Here is a 16,514-nt window from a genome sequence, read left to right as displayed (position 1 = left end):
AACACCGTCCGATACGGAAAGCGGGAACTGGGGATGAGGGGATGGGAAAACGCGACCGGGGGGCGCCCGGAACCGGCACCCCCCGGTCTGACGTCACGGTCAGGCGGCGGAGGGAGTCGCCCAGTAGGCGGGAACCCAGGCCCGCTCCTCCGCCGCGTCCCGCCCGATCTGCGGAACGCTCTCGACCGCCAGCCAGTTCTGCGCGACGGCCGGGAATTCGATCTCCAACTGCGGCATCAGCCTCTCCTCTCGTCGGCTCCCCCTGGAGCGGACTTCCTCAGGATGGCCGGGCCCGGTCCCGGACTTCATGAGGCGGCTGTCCCGTACTTGTCCCGGTACGGACGCGAAAAAGCCCGGCCCCCGCACGGAATTCCGTGCGGGGGCCGGGCTGTGGGCCGCGGGCGGCTCAGGCGCCTACTTGGCGGACTTGGCGCGCGACGCGGTGCGCGAGCGCTCCTTCTGGTCCAGGACGACCTTGCGGATGCGGACGGCCTCCGGGGTCACCTCGACGCACTCGTCGTCGCGGCAGAACTCCAGGGACTGCTCCAGGGAGAGCCTGCGGGGCGGAATCACGTTCTCCGTGTTGTCCGCGGAAGCCGCACGCATGTTGGTGAGCTTCTTCTCCTTGGTGATGTTGACGTCCATGTCGTCGGAGCGCGAGTTCTCGCCGACGATCATGCCCTCGTACACCTCGGTGCCGGGCTCGGTGAACAGGACACCGCGCTCCTGCAGGTTGATCATCGCGAACGGCGTGACCGCACCCGAGCGGTCCGCGACCAGCGAACCGTTGTTGCGGGTGACCAGCGGGCCGAACCACGGCTCGTGGCCCTCGTGGATCGAGTGGGCGATACCGGTACCGCGGGTGTTCGTCAGGAACTCCGTGCGGAAGCCGATGAGGCCGCGGGACGGGACCACGAACTCCATGCGGACCCAGCCGGAGCCGTGGTTCGACATGTTGTCCATGCGGCCCTTGCGGACGCCCATGAGCTGCGTGACCGCGCCCATGTGCTCCTCGGGGACGTCGATCGTCATGCGCTCGACCGGCTCGTGCACCTTGCCGTCGACTTCCTGCGTGACGACCTGCGGCTTGCCGATGGTCAGCTCGAAGCCCTCGCGGCGCATCTGCTCGACCAGGATGGCGAGCGCGAGCTCACCGCGGCCCTGGACCTCCCAGGCGTCGGGGCGCTCGGTGTCGAGGACGCGGAGCGAGACGTTGCCGATCAGCTCGCGGTCCAGACGGTCCTTGACCTGGCGGGCGGTGACCTTGCGGTCCTTGACCGCGGACTTGGCGTCCGCGCCCTTGCCGGTGCCGCCGCGGCCGACCATCGGGGAGGTGTTCGTACCGATGGTCATGGAGATCGCCGGCTCGTCGACCGAGATCAGCGGGAGCGCGATCGGGTTCTCCGGGTCGGCCAGGGTCTCGCCGATCATGATCTCGGGGAAACCGGCGACCGCGCAGATGTCACCCGGGCCCGCCACCTCGGCCGGCTTGCGGGTGAGCGCCTCGGTCATCATCAGCTCGGTGATGCGGACGTTCGAGATGGTGCCGTCACGCTTGATCCACGCGACGGTCTGGCCCTTGCGCAGCTCGCCCTGCTCGACGCGGACGAGCGCGATGCGGCCGAGGAAGTTGTCGGCGTCCAGGTTGGTGACGTGGGCCTGGAGGGGGGCCTCCTCGTCGTACACCGGGGCCGGGACGTGCTCCAGGATGGTGGAGAAGAACGGCTCCAGGTTGGTGCTGTCCGCGGGGACGGTGCCGTCCTCCGGCTTGGTCAGCGAGGCGACGCCGTCACGGCCGCACGCGTAGACGATCGGGAACTCGATCTGGTCCTCGTCCGCGTCCAGGTCCAGGAAGAGGTCGTACGTCTCGTTGACGACCTCGTCGATCCGGGAGTCCGGACGGTCCGTCTTGTTGATGCAGAGGATGACCGGCATCTTCGCCTGCAGGGCCTTGCGCAGGACGAAGCGGGTCTGGGGCAGCGGACCCTCGGAGGCGTCCACCAGCAGAACGACGGCGTCCACCATCGACAGACCGCGCTCGACCTCACCACCGAAGTCGGCGTGGCCGGGGGTGTCGATGATGTTGATCGTGATCGGGGCCCCGCCGTCCTTGGGGTGATACTTCACCGCCGTGTTCTTGGCGAGGATCGTGATGCCCTTCTCACGCTCCAGGTCGTTCGAGTCCATCATGCGGTCGTCGAGCTGCTGGTGGGCGGCGAAGGCACCGGCCTGCTTGAGCATGGCATCGACGATGGTCGTCTTGCCATGGTCGACGTGGGCGACGATGGCGACGTTACGGATGTCGTGGCGCGTGGGCACTTCGGCGCTTCTCCCGGGATCGTGGATGGCGTCACGTACGGCCTGGCACGCGCGCCTCGGCCGGGCGAAAACCTGCCACGGCCTTACCCCATGGTACGTCGCGCGGCGGGAACCGCCCGCCGGGGGGTCTGTCAAGAGGCCGGACGAATGAGCACGGCCGGATGCGGGGTGGGGGGCACCGGCCGTCGGTCCTGCCGGAAATCATGCGGGTCAACGGGTATCCACGACCTTGCCCGCCGGGGGATCCGGCGGGCAAGGGACTTGAGTCACATCTGAGCTTGGAAGCCGAAGGTCAACCTCCCGGGCACCGCTTTGTCACTACTTCTTCTTGTTCTTGGCCGTCGGCGGCTTCTTCCAGCCGATGTCCTGGAAGCGGGGGGCCCCGAGCCCGAAGGCGCCGGCGTTGGCCAGGGACGGCTTGACGGCCACCAGCTCCGGGCGCTGGTAGAGCGGGACGGAGCCGGCGGCGGCCCAGATCCTGGCGTCGGCCTTGCGCATCAGCTCGCGGGACTGCTCCTCGTCCAGTTCCCCGGCCGCCTGGTCGAAGAGCTGGTCGATGTGGTCGGTGCCGACGCGGGTGTAGTTCTGTTCGACGAGGAGCGAGCCGTCGGCGGCCGCTTCCGGCTTGGCGAAGATCGGCCGGGCGTCGGTGGCCGGGTAGGCGGTCGCGGGCCAGGAGTAGAGCGCCAGGTCGTACTGGCCCGAGGCGATGTGGTCCTTGAAGAAGCTCTCGTCGGCCACCTTCTTGATCTCGGTGGTCACCCCGATCTTCCGCAGCATCTGGGAGATCCGGTCGCCGACGGCGCGCAGCGCCTCCGATCCGGGACCGGCCGGGAGCACGAAGCGCAGGCTGAGCGGCTTGCCGTCCTTGGCGAGCATCGCGCCGGAGGTGCGGGCGGCCTGCTTGGCCGGGGTGGCCTTCGCGGGATCGGCGGGCTCGGCGGCCCCGCCCTCCTTGGCGTCCTCCCCGTCCTTGGCGTCGTCCCGGGCCTTGGCGTCGTCCCGGGCCCAGGCCGCCGCGGCCACCGCGGCGGCCTGCGCCCGCAGGAGGGCCTCCTGCCGGGCCGCGAACGGCGCGGGGGCGAGCACCGGGGAGGGCTGGTCCTGGGCCGCGCCGGGAGCGGCCGGAGCGAAGGCGCCGGCGACCTCGCCGCCGTGCGCACCGCCGTGGTCGCCGTTGCGCTCGTCGTCCTGGCCCACGATGTAGAGCCCGTCGTTGCCGGTGCCCGGGCCCTGGGGGGTCTTCCCGTCGTCCTGCGGCGCGCTCTGCGGTCCGGCCTTCGCGCCCGCCGGTTCGGTGATCTTGCCGCCGCGGCGCCATCCGGCGTCCGCGAGGAGGGCCTGGGCCGCCTGGGTGTCCTGGCCGCCGAGGGCCTCGCTGTTGTCCGCGTACGCCTGCTGTCCGGCCAGCGCCAGGTGGCTGCCGACCGGCTTCGCGGGCAGGCCGAGCGGCCCCAGGACGATCTCGGCCAGCTCCTTGCGGTCCAGGGCCCGCGCCACCGCGCGGCGCACCCGCTCGTCGGCCAGCGGACCGGCGGAGCCGTTCATGGCGAGCTGTGTGTAGGCGGGCTCGAGCGACTTGCGGACGGTGAACTTCCGCAGGGCCGTCTGCTCGTCCGCGTACCGCTTGACGGAGTCGACGTGCTTCTTGCGGGTCTCCGCCTCCGCCAGGGCCTTCTCCTCGTCCGCGCCGAAGGCGACCGCCCAGGACAAGGTGGCCTGCGCGGCGGTCATCTCGGCGGCGGGTCCGTGGGCCGGGGCACCGCCCGCGCCCTTGCCGCCCTGCTGCTCCGCCTCCCGGTGGGCGAGCGCGATCCGGTCGGCGCCGGAGCGGTCGATCTCCGCCAGATCGACCTTCCCGGAGGCCAGCGCGGCCGGGCGCTGCGCCCGGGGAACCGCCGTCAGCACCAGCGTGTCGAGCTTGGCCGGCCAGCCCCACCAGCGCGGGTTGCGGGTCAGCGAGGCGGTGCCGGTCTTCTTGTCGATCGCGCCGAGGCCGAAGGGTCCGGCGGTGACCTTGAGGGCGCCGCGGGCCCCTTCGTTGAAGGCCTCCGGGGTGGCGGTGACCTGCTTGGGGTACAGGGGGCTGAACAGCGAGCGCCAGTCGGCGTACGGCTTGGCGAAGGTGACCCTGACCTCCAGGTCGGTCTTGCCCCGCTCGATCTTCTCGATGCGCTCGTAGCCGGCGTTGCGGGCCGTCCAGAACGCCGAGTCCTTGCCGTTCAGGGCCCGCCACTGCGCGACGAAGTCGGGGGCGCCGATCTCGCGGCCGTCGCTCCACACCGCCTGCTGGTTCAGCTTGTACAGGACGACCTGCTTGGGCTCCCGCTCGACGACCTCGGCCTTCTCGAGGTAGTCGGGATTGGCCACCGGCCGCCCCTTGTCGTCCAGCACGAACAGCTGCGGCAGCACGGCCGCGGCGATCCGGCCGGTGGTGGCGTCCGCGTCGGCCTGGAAGGTGTTCAGGGTCTCGGGCAGGGAGTCCACCGCCCAGCGCAGCACACCCCCGTCGGCGACCTTGTCGCGGGTGGTGGCCGCGATGTCCGGTCCGGCGGCGACCGGGCCGCCCTCGTCGTCACCCGCGCCGCAGCCCGTGAGCAGCGGCAGTGCGAGGACTCCCGAGGTCAGGAGCGCCAAGGACCTGCGCCTTCTCTGGGACATGGGTGGTACCTCCGGGGCGGGGCGTGGGGGAAGCATGATCACGTTCGGCGGTATATGGAGCTGATCACACCGGTTGCCGGAACCCACTGAAATCCACGGCCCGCCACACCCCTCGCAGCCGCCTCGCGCCACGCCGCGAACCCCACCCGTGCGGACCAATCCCGTTTGCGCGCCGGAGAGGCGCTCACCCACGAGGGGGATGAGAATGGGGTCCAGGGAGGGGCGCACAGTTCACGCCTGCGCGCCCGCAATCGCTGCACGTCCCTTCACAACCGGGGACGTGAGGGGCGACACTGCCAGGCGCACATGAGCGTTGCCACCGCACCCTGCGGAAGTGAGGGCAAGAATCATGTCCCTGCAAGACGACCTGAATGCCGTACGGCGCAACCTGGACGAGCTGACCCGCAAGGTCGAGCAGCTCGAGCAGCAGGCCGGACGGCGGGCTCCGGCGAGCCCGCGGGCGGGCTCCGCCCCGCCGGACCCGTCGCGGATGGTGACGGTTCCCGACACCCCGTACGACAGCTCGCTGTGGACGGACTCCGACGACGAGGGCCTGGGAGCCCGCGACCGCCGCGCGCCCTGACGGCCCCCGCCGCCGCGAACACCCGTACGCACCCGTACGCCCTTCACCCCATCTGGCCCGGCCGCCCCAGGCGGCCGGGCCTCCTGGGCCCGTCACTCCTCTCCCGGAGTCTCCTTTGGCCACAGGTACACAACCACCCCAGCAGCGGCCCGGCGGCGTCCACGACGCCTCCCGGGCCGCGATCGCCGCCCGGCACCTGCGGACCGACCGGTGGTGGCTGTCGCCCGCCGGCACCGCGGCCGGGCTGCTCGCCTTCATCGTCTACTCGACGTGGCGGGCCTTCGCGAACGCCGACTACTACGCGGCCCCGTACGTCTCCCCGTTCTACTCCCCGTGTCTCGCGGAGAACTGCCAGGAGATGCGCGGCGGCCCCAACTGGGACCTGTTCGGCAGCTGGTGGGGCCTGTCCCCCGCCCTGCTGATCCTGGTCTTCCCGCTCGGTTTCCGGCTGACCTGCTACTACTACCGCAAGGCCTACTACCGGGGCTTCTGGGCCTCGCCGCCCGCCTGCGCGGTCGCCGAACCGCACGCGAAGTACACCGGGGAGACCCGCTTCCCGCTGATCTTCCAGAACATGCACCGGTACTTCTTCTACGCGGCGCTGCCGGTCGCGGGGATCCTCACGTACGACACCGTGCTGACCTTCCGCGACGAGCACTACGCCTGGGGCCACATGGGCCTGGGGACGCTGATCTTCCTCGTCAACATCGTGCTGATCTGGGCCTACACGCTGTCCTGCCACTCGTGCCGGCACATCATGGGCGGCCGCCTCAAGCACTTCTCGAAGCATCCGGTGCGCTACCGGCTGTGGGGCTGGGTCAGCCGTCTCAACACCCGTCACATGCAACTGGCGTGGGCCTCCCTGATCAGCGTCGCCGCGTGCGACTTCTACGTGTACCTGGTGGCCAGCGGCGCCTTCACCGACCCGAGGATCTTCTAGATGACTCAAGTGGAACGGCAGCAGTGGGACGTGGTCGTGGTCGGCGCGGGCGGCGCCGGCCTGCGGGCCGCGATCGAGGCCCGTGAGCGCGGCGCCCGTACGGCCGTGATCTGCAAGTCCCTGTTCGGCAAGGCCCATACGGTGATGGCGGAGGGCGGGATCGCCGCCTCCATGGGCAACGTCAACGAGGGCGACAACTGGCAGGTTCACTTCCGCGACACCATGCGCGGGGGCAAGTTCCTCAACCAGTGGCGGATGGCCGAGCTGCACGCGAAGGAGGCACCGGACCGGGTCTGGGAGCTGGAGACCTGGGGCGCGCTCTTCGACCGCACGCCCGACGGGAAGATCTCCCAGCGCAACTTCGGCGGCCACGAGTACCCGCGCCTCGCGCACGTCGGCGACCGCACCGGCCTGGAACTGATCCGCACCCTCCAGCAGAAGATCGTCCAGCTCCAGCAGGAGGACTTCAAGGAGTACGGGGACTACGAGGCCCGGCTCAAGGTCTTCCAGGAGTGCACGGTCACCAGGGTCCTGAAGGAGGGGCAGCGGGTCTCGGGGGCCTTCTGCTACGAACGCGAGTCCGGCCGCTTCTTCGTCCTGGAGGCTCCGGCGGTCGTCCTCGCGACGGGCGGGATCGGCAAGTCCTTCAAGACCACCTCCAACTCCTGGGAGTACACCGGCGACGGCCACGCGCTGGCCCTGCTCGCGGGCGCTCCCCTGCTCAACATGGAGTTCGTGCAGTTCCACCCGACCGGCATGGTCTGGCCGCCCTCGGTGAAGGGCATCCTCGTCACCGAGTCGGTGCGCGGCGACGGCGGGGTGCTGCGCAACAGCGAGGGCAAGCGGTTCATGTTCGACTACGTCCCCGACGTGTTCAAGGAGAAGTACGCCGAGTCGGAGGAGGAGGGCGACCGCTGGTACGAGGACCCGGACCACAACCGGCGTCCTCCCGAGCTGCTGCCGCGCGACGAGGTGGCCCGGGCCATCAACTCCGAGGTGAAGGCGGGCCGCGGCTCCCCGCACGGCGGGGTCTTCCTCGACGTGTCCACGCGGATGCCCGCGGAGAAGATCAAGCGGCGGCTGCCCTCGATGTACCACCAGTTCAAGGAGCTGGCGGACGTGGACATCACCGCCGAGGCGATGGAGGTCGGCCCGACCTGCCACTACGTGATGGGCGGGATCGCGGTCGACTCGGAGACCGCCGCCACGGTCGGGGTGCCTGGGCTCTTCGCCGCGGGCGAGGTCGCGGGCGGGATGCACGGCTCGAACCGGCTCGGCGGCAACTCCCTCTCCGACCTGCTGGTCTTCGGCCGGCGGGCCGGGCTGCACGCGGCGGAGTACGCCTCCGGGGCCGGCCCGCGCCCGGACGTCTCGCAGTCGGAGATCGACGCGGCGGCCGCGGAGGCGCTGGCCCCGTTCCACGCCGCCGACGGCGCGGAGAACCCGTACACGCTGCACCAGGAGCTCCAGACGACCATGAACGACCTGGTCGGGATCATCCGCCGGGCCGGCGAGATGGCCGAGGCCCTGGAGAAGCTGGCCGGCCTGCGGGAACGGGCCGCCCGCGCCGGCGTCGAGGGGCACCGGCAGTTCAACCCGGGCTGGCACCTGGCCCTGGACCTGCGGAACATGCTGCTGGTCAGCGAGTGCGTGGCGCGCGCCGCGCTGGAGCGCACCGAGAGCCGGGGCGGGCACACCCGCGAGGACTGCCCGGCGATGGAGCGCGACTGGCGTCCGGTGAACCTGCTGTGCCGCCCCGTGGACCCGGTCCCGGCGGATCCGGCCGCCGACCGGATCGCCCTCGTGCGCACCCGCACCGAGCCCATCCGTTCCGACCTGCTCGCGCTCTTCGAGAAGGAAGAGCTGGTCAAGTACCTCGCCGAAGAGGAGCTCTACGAATGAGTACGTACGACGCGAGCTTCCGGATCTGGCGGGGCGACGCGGAGGGCGGGGAACTGCGGGACTTCACCGTCGAGGTGCACGACGGGGAGGTGGTCCTGGACATCGTCCACCGGCTCCAGGCGACGCAGGCCTCGGACCTCGCGGTCCGCTGGAACTGCAAGGCGGGCAAGTGCGGATCGTGCAGCGCGGAGGTCAACGGCCGGCCGCGGCTGATGTGCATGACGCGGATGTCCACCTTCGAGCGGTCCGAGACGATCACCGTCACCCCGCTGCGCGCCTTTCCCGTCATCCGGGACCTGGTCACGGACGTCTCCTTCAACTACCAGAAGGCCCGGGAGGTCCCGGCCTTCGTGCCGCCGGAGGGGGTGGCGCCGGGCGCGTACCGGATGCAGCAGATCGACGTGGAGCGCTCGCAGGAGTTCCGCAAGTGCATCGAGTGCTTCCTGTGCCAGGACACCTGTCACGTGGTGCGTGACCACGAGGAGAACAAGACGGCCTTCGCCGGTCCGCGCTTCCTGATGCGGGTGGCGGAGCTGGACATGCACCCCCTGGACGCGGCGGCCGAGGCGGGCCTGGACCGCAAGCGCACCGCCCAGGAGGAGCACGGGCTCGGCTACTGCAACATCACCAAGTGCTGCACGGAGGTCTGCCCCGAGGGGATCAAGATCACCGACAACGCGCTGATCCCGCTGAAGGAGCGGGCGGTGGACCGCAAGTACGACCCGCTGGTGTGGCTGGGGAGCAGGATCCGCCGCCGGCAGGACTGAGGCGGCCGGCCCGGGCCCCTCGGGAGCCCGGGCCGCGTGCCGGCCCGGCGCCCGGACGACTCCGGGATGGCTCCGCATGCGCGGCCGCGAAACCGCCCATACCCTCCCAATTGTGATTCCGCCGAGAAGCAGGCCGCCCCTCAGGGCCTTCGTACGGTCCGGGCCCGCCCTTGCCGCCGCGCTGCTGGCGCTCGGCGGCTGGGGCCTGGCCGGGGCGCCTCCCGCGCGGGCCGAGGATCCCGTCACCCTCTCACAGCAGGGGCAGATCACCGACCGGGTCGGCGCGCTGGGCGACCGCAGGGCCGCCGTCACCGCCGCGCTCGACAAGCTGTACGCCGACCGGCGGATCCAGCTGTTCGTGACGTACGTACGGGACTTCTCCGGGCGCTCCGCCCAGAGCTGGGCCGACGCCACCGCGGAGAAGAACGGCCTGGGCCGCGACGACGTCCTGCTGGCCGTGGGCACCGGGGCCCGCCAGTACGCCTACTCCGCCGCCCTCGACTCCGGATTCACCGAGCAGCAGCTCGCGGACGTGGCCCGCACGGCCATCGAGCCCGCCCTGAAGCAGAACGACTGGGCGGGCGCCGCCATCGGCGCCGCGGACGGCTACGGCGCGGTCCTCGGCGGCCGGCCCGTGCCCGTGCCCGCCATCACCCCCGGCCCGGCGGACCCCGGCGGGAAGTCGAGCGGCGAGAGCGGGGCCGGGGACTACGTGCTCCCGGTGATCGCGGTGGGCGCCGCCGGGGCGCTCGGGGCGTACGCGTACTCCCGCCGCAAGCGCGGTACCGGCGCGGACGGCGGCCGCGGCGCGACGACCGGACCGGGCTGGCCGGAGGGCGCGCCCGACCGGCTCCCGCTGCCGGAGCTGGACGCGCGGGCCAAGTCGCTGCTGGTGGGGACCGACGACTCCATCCGCACCAGCACCGAGGAACTCGGCTTCGCCTCCGCGCAGTTCGGCGACGAGGCGGTGGCCCCGTTCAAGACGGCCGTGGAGTACGCCAAGGACGAGCTGACACACGCCTTCCGGCTGCGCCAGCAGCTCGACGACGCCTACCCCGAGGACGACGCGACCCGGCGCCGCATGCTGGACGAGATCGTCGCCCGGTGCACCGAGGCGAACCGGCGGCTGGACGCCGAGACCGCGGACTTCGACCGGCTGCGGGACCTGGAGAAGAACGCCCCGCAGGCCCTGGCCACCGTGGAGACCCACTTCCGCGCCCTGACCGGGCGCACCACGACGGCCGTGGCCACCCTGACCGCGCTGGCGCAGCGGTACGCGGACTCGGCGTCGGCGCCCGTCGCCTCCAACCCCGAACAGGCCAAGGACCGGCTGCTGTTCGCCACCACCCACCTCGGCGAGGCCCGCGCGGCCGTCGACGGCGGCGACAACGGCCGGGCGGCCGTGCACGTACGGGCCGCCGAGGGGGCCGTGGACCAGGCGGCGACGCTGGTGGACGCGGTGGAGCGGCGGGCTCAGGAGCTGGCGGAGGCGGCCGGGAAGCTGCCGGGGGCGCTGACCGAGACGGAGACCGACCTCGCGGACGCGGGCGGGCTGCTCGGCGGCACCGCGGAGGGCACCTCGACGGCGGACCTGCGCGGCCGCATCGGGCGCGCCGAGGCGGTCCTGGCCGACGTACGGCGGGAGCAGACGGCCGGCCGGTACGACCCGATCGACGCGCTGCGGCGCGTGGAGGAGGCCGACGCGGCCCTGGACGAGGCACTGGCCGGGGCGCGGGAGCGGGAGTCGGGCCGGCAGCGGGCGGTGGCCCTGCTCGACCAGGCCGTGCTCACGGCGCGCAGCGCGATCGGCGCGGCCACGGACTACATCACCACCAGCCGGGGCGCGGTCGGCAGCCAGGCCCGCACCCGGCTGGCGGAGGCGCAGCGGCACATGGAGCGGTCGGTGTCCCTGACGGGCACGGACCCCGCGGCCGCCCTGGCGGAGGCCCAGCAGGCGGACGCGCTGGCCCGGCAGGCGCAGCAGCTGGCGGAGCAGGACGTACGGGCCTACCAGGACCCGTACGCGGGCCGGCGGGCCGGCGGCGGCCAGGGCGGCGCCGTACTCGGCGGGATCATCCTCGGCGAGATCCTGCGGGGCGGCGGGGGCGGCTTCGGCGGCGGCGGGCGCGGCGGCTTCGGCGGCGGGAGCTTCGGCGGCGGGGGCGGGCCCGGATCCTTCGGCGGCGGCGGAACCCGCGGCCGGATGGGCGGCGGCGGCCGCTTCTGAACCTCAGCGCGTACCCCACACCCCCCTCGACCAGGAGAGCCCATCATGAGCAAGCAGACCATCCTCGGCCGCGTCACCCAGCTCGCGAAGGCCAACATCAACGCACTGCTGGACCAGGCGGAAGACCCGCAGAAGATGCTGGACCAGCTGATCCGGGACTACACGAACAACATCTCGGAGGCGGAGCAGGCCGTCGCGACGACGATCGGCAACCTCCGGATGCTGGAGGCCGACCACGCGCAGGACGTCGAAGCGGCCGCCGAGTGGGGCGGCAAGGCGCTGGCGGCGAGCAGGAAGGCGGACGAACTGCGCGCGGCGGGCGGGACGGCGGACGCCGACAGGTTCGACAACCTCGCGAAGGTGGCGCTGGGCCGGCAGATGCAGTCGGAGAAGGAGGCGCAGACGGCGGAGCCGACGATCGCCGCCCAGACGGAGGTCGTCGACAAGCTCAAGTCGGGCCTCGACTCGATGAAGAACAAGCTGACGGAGTTGCAGGCGAAGCGCGACGAGCTGGTGGCCCGGGCCAGGACCGCGCAGGCGCAGAACACGATGCTGGACGCGGTGAAGAACATCGACGTGATGGACCCGACGAGCGACCTGAACCGCTTCGAGGAGAAGGTCCGCAGGGAGGAGGCCATGGCCCTGGGCAAGCAGGAGCTGGCCGCGTCGTCCCTGGACGCGCAGTTCGAATCCCTCGAGGACCTGGGCAAGACCTCGGAAATCGAGGCCAGACTCGCTGCGCTCAAGCAGGGCCGGGCCGCCTGACCCCCTCCCCGGGGGCCCGCGCGGCCCCCGCGGCTCAGCCGTACATGCTCAGGAGCTGCTCCGCCGAGAGTTCGGACACGGCTTCGGCCGCCGCCCCGGGCAACGGCAGCTCGAACCAGACCGTCTTCCCGCGGTGGGTCCGCCGGGTGCCCCACCCCGCGGACAGCAGGCCGACGAGCTGGAGCCCGCGCCCGCCCTCGTCCGTGTCCCGCGCCCGCCGCCGCCGCGGCTGGACCAGGTTCGCGTCCCACACCTCGCACACCAGCGTCCGGTCCAGCAGCAGCCGCAGGCGGATCTCGCCCTCCCCGTACCGCAGCGCATTGGTGACCAGCTCACTGACCAGCAGCTCGGTGGTGTCCAGCAGCCCCTCCAGCCCCCACCCGGGCAGCTTCGCCCGCGCCAGCTCCCGGGCCCGGCCCACCGAACGGGCCTCGCGCGGCAGCTGCCAGTCCCCCACCGCCTCCTGCGGCAGCCCCTGCACGCGTGCCATCAGCAGGGCGATGTCGTCCTCCCCGTGCCGGGTGTCCAGGGTGTTCAGCACGTGGTCGCAGACGTCCTCCAGAGGACGGACCGGATCCGCGAGGGCCTCGCGCAGGCCCCGCAGTCCCTCCTCCAGCGGATGGTCCCGGGACTCGACCAGCCCGTCGGTGTACAGCGCCAGCAGCGCCCCCTCCGGCAGTTCCACCTCGACCTCCTCGAAGGGCTCCCCGCCCACCCCCAGCGGCATTCCCGGCGGCACCTCCAGCAGCAGCGCGGGCCGCGGCCGCCCGGCCTCGTCCGGCGGTTCGACCAGGACGGGCGGCATGTGGCCCGCGTTGGCGATCGTGCACCGCCGGGTCACCGGGTCGTACACGGCGTACACACAGGTGGCGAGGTACACCTCCGAGCGGTCCGCGTCCCGCGAGTGCAGGGCCGCCCGCGAGGCCTGCTGGGAGCCGCCGGGCGCCCCCAGGCCCCGGGCGACCTCGTCGAGGGCGGCCAGGACCTCCGCCGGTTCGAGGTCCAGCAGCGCCAGGGTCCGTACGGCGGTGCGCAGTTCGCCCATCGCGACGGCGGCCCGCAGTCCCCGCCCCATCACGTCGCCGACGACCAGCGCGGTGCGGTGGCCGGGCAGCTCGATGACGTCGAACCAGTCGCCGCCGACCTCGGTGGCCGCGTTGCCCGGCAGGTACCGGCAGGCGATGTCCAGGCCGGCCGCCTCCGGGTCGCCGGGCGGCAGCAGGCTGCGCTGGAGGATCAGCGCCCGCTCGTGCTCGCGCCGGTACAGCCGTGCGTTGTCGATGCAGACCGCGGCCCGCGCGGCGAGCTCCACGGCGACCGCCCGGTCCCGTTCGCCGAAGGGTTCGCTGCCCTTCGTACGGGAGAACTGCGCGAGGCCGACCACCGTGTCGTGGGCGACCATCGGCACGACGAGCGTGGACTGCACGAGGTCGTCCGCGCCGCCCCCCTCGATGAGCCGCGGCCGGGCGGTGCGCAGCGCCAGCGCGCCCGGCGAGGCCGCCGGATAGCGGTGCACCTCGCCGACGGAGACCAGCGCGCCGGGTCCCGACAGCGGGGCGTCCGAGACGGCCGAGGCGAAGGCGACCCGCCGCAGCGGCGCGGACGGGGCCCGGCCGGCGCCCAGTCCGGGCGGCAGCGAGGGCACCCCGGGGCCGTGCGGGCGCGCGGGCCGGTCGTCGTCGCCGAGCAGCAGCCCCTGGTAGAGGTCGACGGCGGCCAGGTCGCAGAAGCCGGGGACGGTGACGTCGAGGAGTTCGCGGGCGGTGGTCTCCAGGTCGAGGGAGTTGCCGATGCGGTGCCCGGCCTCGTTGAGCAGCGCGAGGTTGCGCCGCACCCCGGCGGCCTCGCGGGCGGCGAGATGCCGTCGGGTGACGTCGGTGCCGATCCCGGCGACGCCGATGGGACGGCCGGTGCCGCCGTGCACGCGGTAGAGGTTGATGGACCAGTGGCGGTTGTCCCGGCTGCCGGGGGCGGCGCCGGTGATGCGGAGGTCGGTGACCGAGTCCCCGGTCTCCAGGACCCGGCGCAGCGCCTCGGCCATCCGGTCGGCCTCGTGCACGGGCAGGTAGTCGTGCACGGTCCGGCCCCGGTGCTCCTCGGCGGCGCCCCCGAACACGGCGGCGAAGCGGCGGTTGGCCCGCTGCACGGTGAGGTCCGTACCGAAGAGGAGGAAGCCGAAGGGAGATTGGCCGAATATGGCTTGTGAAGCCGCCAGGTCGGACTCAATGCGCCGCAGCGCACGCACGTCGACGACGACGCAGAGCGCGGCCCGCTCGGCGGATTCGGTCTGTGTGGGCATCACGTAGATCTCGGCAACGCCGTGCTCGCCGTCGCCGCCGGGGATCCGGAAGGGGACGAGGCCGGTCCATTCCTTTCCGTCGAGGATCTCGGCGACCCGGCGGTGTCCGCCGGCCCGGAGCTCGGGCGGCATGAAGGCGTCGACCGGATCGCGGCCCACGGCCTGGGCTGCGGTCAGGCCGAAGAGCTCCTCGGCGCGCAGACTCCACTGGTCGATGAGGCCGTCGGGCCCGATCGAGAAGGAAGCGACCTTTATGTAGTCATATATCGAGCCAGGCGGGCTGCTGTGCCACAGGGAGTCGTGCCATGTCTCCCCGGGCACCCTGGTCTGATGTGCCTGCGCAGGTATCTCGCTCACGCGACCGTCCCCTCCAGCTCACCGCACCGGACCGGCCATGACCGCAGTATTCAGCACCACGGCCCCGGACGGCACGGCGTTCACGATCACAAAAAGGTCCCGTTAGTTTCGAGCCACCTCTTGTGCCGGTCGGCCACCCGTCACCTTGTTACTCACCAGGAAGAGCCAACTCGAACCACACAGTCTTGCCCGACTTCCCGTGGCGGGTCCCCCAGCGCTGCGAGGAGACGGCGACGAGATGGAGCCCCCGGCCGCCCTCGTCGTCGGCGCGGGCGACCCGTTCGCGGGGTGGATCCGGAAGCGGATCGGAAACTTCCACGAGGAGGGCGGCGCCGCCGACCGGGCCGCCGGCGGCCGGATTGCGCCGTACCAGCCGGACGCCGATGGGGCCGGACGCGTACCGCAGGGAGTTGGTGACGAGCTCGCTGACCAGCAGGACGGTCACATCGCCGACGGATTCGAGGCCCCAGTCCCTGAGGGCGCCGCGCACGGCGTGGCGGGCGGTTCGGACGGCGCCGGGCTCAGCGGGAAAGGCCCACTCGGCGCATTCACCGTCTGTGTCGATCACGCCGATCACTTCCCGGGCCGGCAGCGACCCCAGTCCGGTTCGTCGGGGACGAAAGGGGGACGAGATAGGGACTAATAGCGACATACCCGATATTCGGGGCGTCGTACCACTCGATCCCCCACGCACCGGCGCACTGTGGCGCAGACGGCCTAGAGAGCGCGCGTCACGCGCCCCCGGGCGCCCCGTCGTGCGGCTGCGGGCGCCGACCGGCGCGCAGCCGGCGCCCCGCCTCGGCGACCGCGGGCCGGTCCTGGTCGAGCCAGTCCACCGACTCGAGCTCCTCCGGCCCGAGCCAGCGCAGCTCGTCGTGGTCCTCGAGGGGCGCCGGTTCGCCCGAGACCAGGCGGGCGGTCCACACGTGCAGGACGAGGCCGGGCCTCAGCTGCCACTCCCCCGGGATCCGCTCCAGCGGCTCGGCCTCGACGCCGAGCTCCTCGCGCAGTTCGCGCACCAGCGCCTCGGGGACGGACTCACCCGGCTCGGCCTTGCCGCCCGGCAGCTCCCAGCGTCCGGCCAGCTCGGGGGGTGCGCTGCGGCGAGCGGCCAGCAGGCGCCCCTCATGACAAAGGGCTCCGCCCACGACCACTCGTACCGTCATGGGCGGAGCCTATGTCAACTCTGGATGCTCAGTTCATCGTGGCGGTCTGACCGATCCGCTCGACCCAGTAGAGCTGCTTGTGTCCACGGTCGTCGAGGCTGTCGACGACCTTCTGGGCCTCGGCCCGGGTGGAGTACCGGCCCACCCGGTAGCGGTTGCCGTTGTCGTCCTGACGTATGACCAGCCACGGGAGCAGGGCACCGCTGTCGTTCATCGCGTTTCACCCTCCGCCGACGTACCTGCCCGGGAAACCGCATTGCGCATATGCCCGAGCTTACGCCCGGACTTTACGGAGCGGATACGGTTTTTCACGAAGAGGTACCCCGGGGCGTACGCATTCGGCCATGCGTACGAGTGCGCCGTGCGCGCCGGTCCCGACCCGGCGCACGGGCGCACCGGGTGACGGCCCGTCACCTGTGACCAGGGTCAGGGGGATTCACCCCCACACCCCCGGACCACCGCCGGCCGGGGCCCCGGGCAGCACCGGATTTTGGCTGATGCCACCCACTCCACGAGCCCACCCCAGCC

Annotated in this window: 13 protein-coding genes; 6 read left to right on the top strand and 7 right to left on the bottom strand. The window is 72.2% G+C overall.

Features of this window, described 5'->3' with window-relative positions:
* Positions 1-99: 99 nt before the first annotated feature.
* The 3 genes from ACTVZO_RS26785 to ACTVZO_RS26775 form a co-directional block, all read right to left on the bottom strand.
* Complete coding sequence (locus tag ACTVZO_RS26785; protein ID WP_443300789.1) at positions 100-237, bottom strand: hypothetical protein; 138 nt, start codon at positions 235-237, stop codon at positions 100-102.
* A gap of 177 nt (positions 238-414) precedes the next feature.
* Positions 415-2,319: a translational GTPase TypA gene (gene typA, locus ACTVZO_RS26780; protein WP_443300788.1), complete on the bottom strand. Its 1,905-nt coding sequence runs from the start codon at positions 2,317-2,319 to the stop codon at positions 415-417.
* Between the two features lie 318 nt (positions 2,320-2,637).
* Positions 2,638-4,980 (bottom strand): ABC transporter family substrate-binding protein, encoded by a 2,343-nt coding sequence (locus ACTVZO_RS26775; RefSeq protein WP_443300787.1) that lies wholly within the window; start codon positions 4,978-4,980, stop codon positions 2,638-2,640.
* A 349-nt stretch (positions 4,981-5,329) separates the two neighbouring features.
* On the opposite strand from ACTVZO_RS26775, the gene ACTVZO_RS26770 reads away from it, so the two are divergent.
* From ACTVZO_RS26770 to ACTVZO_RS26745, 6 genes are all read left to right on the top strand, one after another.
* Entirely contained in the window at positions 5,330-5,563 is a 234-nt protein-coding gene (locus ACTVZO_RS26770) for a hypothetical protein (protein WP_443300786.1), read from the top strand.
* A gap of 115 nt (positions 5,564-5,678) precedes the next feature.
* Positions 5,679-6,503 (top strand): hypothetical protein, encoded by an 825-nt coding sequence (locus ACTVZO_RS26765; protein ID WP_443300785.1) that lies wholly within the window; start codon positions 5,679-5,681, stop codon positions 6,501-6,503.
* Entirely contained in the window at positions 6,504-8,405 is a 1,902-nt protein-coding gene (locus ACTVZO_RS26760) for a fumarate reductase/succinate dehydrogenase flavoprotein subunit (RefSeq protein WP_443300784.1), read from the top strand.
* Positions 8,402-9,172 carry a succinate dehydrogenase/fumarate reductase iron-sulfur subunit gene (locus tag ACTVZO_RS26755; RefSeq protein ID WP_443300783.1) on the top strand — a complete coding sequence of 257 codons (771 nt, stop codon included), beginning with the start codon at positions 8,402-8,404 and terminating at the stop codon, positions 9,170-9,172. The genes ACTVZO_RS26760 and ACTVZO_RS26755 overlap by 4 nt, the downstream gene beginning before the upstream one ends.
* Positions 9,173-9,284: 112 nt before the next feature.
* On the top strand, positions 9,285-11,399 hold the full coding sequence (locus ACTVZO_RS26750; protein WP_443300782.1) for a TPM domain-containing protein: 2,115 nt from the start codon (positions 9,285-9,287) through the stop codon (positions 11,397-11,399).
* A 45-nt stretch (positions 11,400-11,444) separates the two neighbouring features.
* Complete coding sequence (locus ACTVZO_RS26745; RefSeq protein ID WP_443300781.1) at positions 11,445-12,164, top strand: PspA/IM30 family protein; 720 nt, start codon at positions 11,445-11,447, stop codon at positions 12,162-12,164.
* A gap of 34 nt (positions 12,165-12,198) precedes the next feature.
* Here the strand turns inward: ACTVZO_RS26745 and ACTVZO_RS26740 are convergent, their stop codons facing one another.
* The 4 genes from ACTVZO_RS26740 to ACTVZO_RS26725 all read right to left on the bottom strand — a co-directional run bounded on the left by ACTVZO_RS26740 (position 12,199) and on the right by ACTVZO_RS26725 (position 16,200).
* On the bottom strand, positions 12,199-14,811 hold the full coding sequence (locus ACTVZO_RS26740; RefSeq protein ID WP_443303275.1) for a SpoIIE family protein phosphatase: 2,613 nt from the start codon (positions 14,809-14,811) through the stop codon (positions 12,199-12,201).
* A 157-nt stretch (positions 14,812-14,968) separates the two neighbouring features.
* Entirely contained in the window at positions 14,969-15,397 is a 429-nt protein-coding gene (locus tag ACTVZO_RS26735) for an ATP-binding protein (RefSeq protein WP_443300780.1), read from the bottom strand.
* A 154-nt stretch (positions 15,398-15,551) separates the two neighbouring features.
* Complete coding sequence (locus ACTVZO_RS26730) at positions 15,552-15,986, bottom strand: (deoxy)nucleoside triphosphate pyrophosphohydrolase (RefSeq protein ID WP_443300779.1); 435 nt, start codon at positions 15,984-15,986, stop codon at positions 15,552-15,554.
* Between the two features lie 28 nt (positions 15,987-16,014).
* Positions 16,015-16,200, bottom strand: a complete 186-nt coding sequence (locus ACTVZO_RS26725) for an SPOR domain-containing protein (RefSeq protein ID WP_319723421.1) — start codon at positions 16,198-16,200, stop codon at positions 16,015-16,017.
* Positions 16,201-16,514 lie beyond the last annotated feature (314 nt).

Source organism: Streptomyces sp. IBSNAI002, from assembly GCF_052244475.1.
Taxonomy (GTDB): Bacteria; Actinomycetota; Actinomycetes; order Streptomycetales; family Streptomycetaceae; genus Streptomyces.
This window is presented reverse-complemented; position numbering and strand designations above follow the sequence as displayed.

Coding starts and splice junctions, on each gene's coding strand:
- ACTVZO_RS26775 (WP_443300787.1), bottom strand. CDS start 4,980: ATGTCCCAGAGAAGGCGCAGGTCCTTGGCGCTCCTGACCTCGGGAGTC.
- ACTVZO_RS26770 (WP_443300786.1), top strand. CDS start 5,330: ATGTCCCTGCAAGACGACCTGAATGCCGTACGGCGCAACCTGGACGAG.
- ACTVZO_RS26755 (WP_443300783.1), top strand. CDS start 8,402: ATGAGTACGTACGACGCGAGCTTCCGGATCTGGCGGGGCGACGCGGAG.
- ACTVZO_RS26730 (WP_443300779.1), bottom strand. CDS start 15,986: ATGACGGTACGAGTGGTCGTGGGCGGAGCCCTTTGTCATGAGGGGCGC.
- ACTVZO_RS26760 (WP_443300784.1), top strand. CDS start 6,504: ATGACTCAAGTGGAACGGCAGCAGTGGGACGTGGTCGTGGTCGGCGCG.
- ACTVZO_RS26745 (WP_443300781.1), top strand. CDS start 11,445: ATGAGCAAGCAGACCATCCTCGGCCGCGTCACCCAGCTCGCGAAGGCC.
- ACTVZO_RS26725 (WP_319723421.1), bottom strand. CDS start 16,200: ATGAACGACAGCGGTGCCCTGCTCCCGTGGCTGGTCATACGTCAGGAC.
- ACTVZO_RS26785 (WP_443300789.1), bottom strand. CDS start 237: ATGCCGCAGTTGGAGATCGAATTCCCGGCCGTCGCGCAGAACTGGCTG.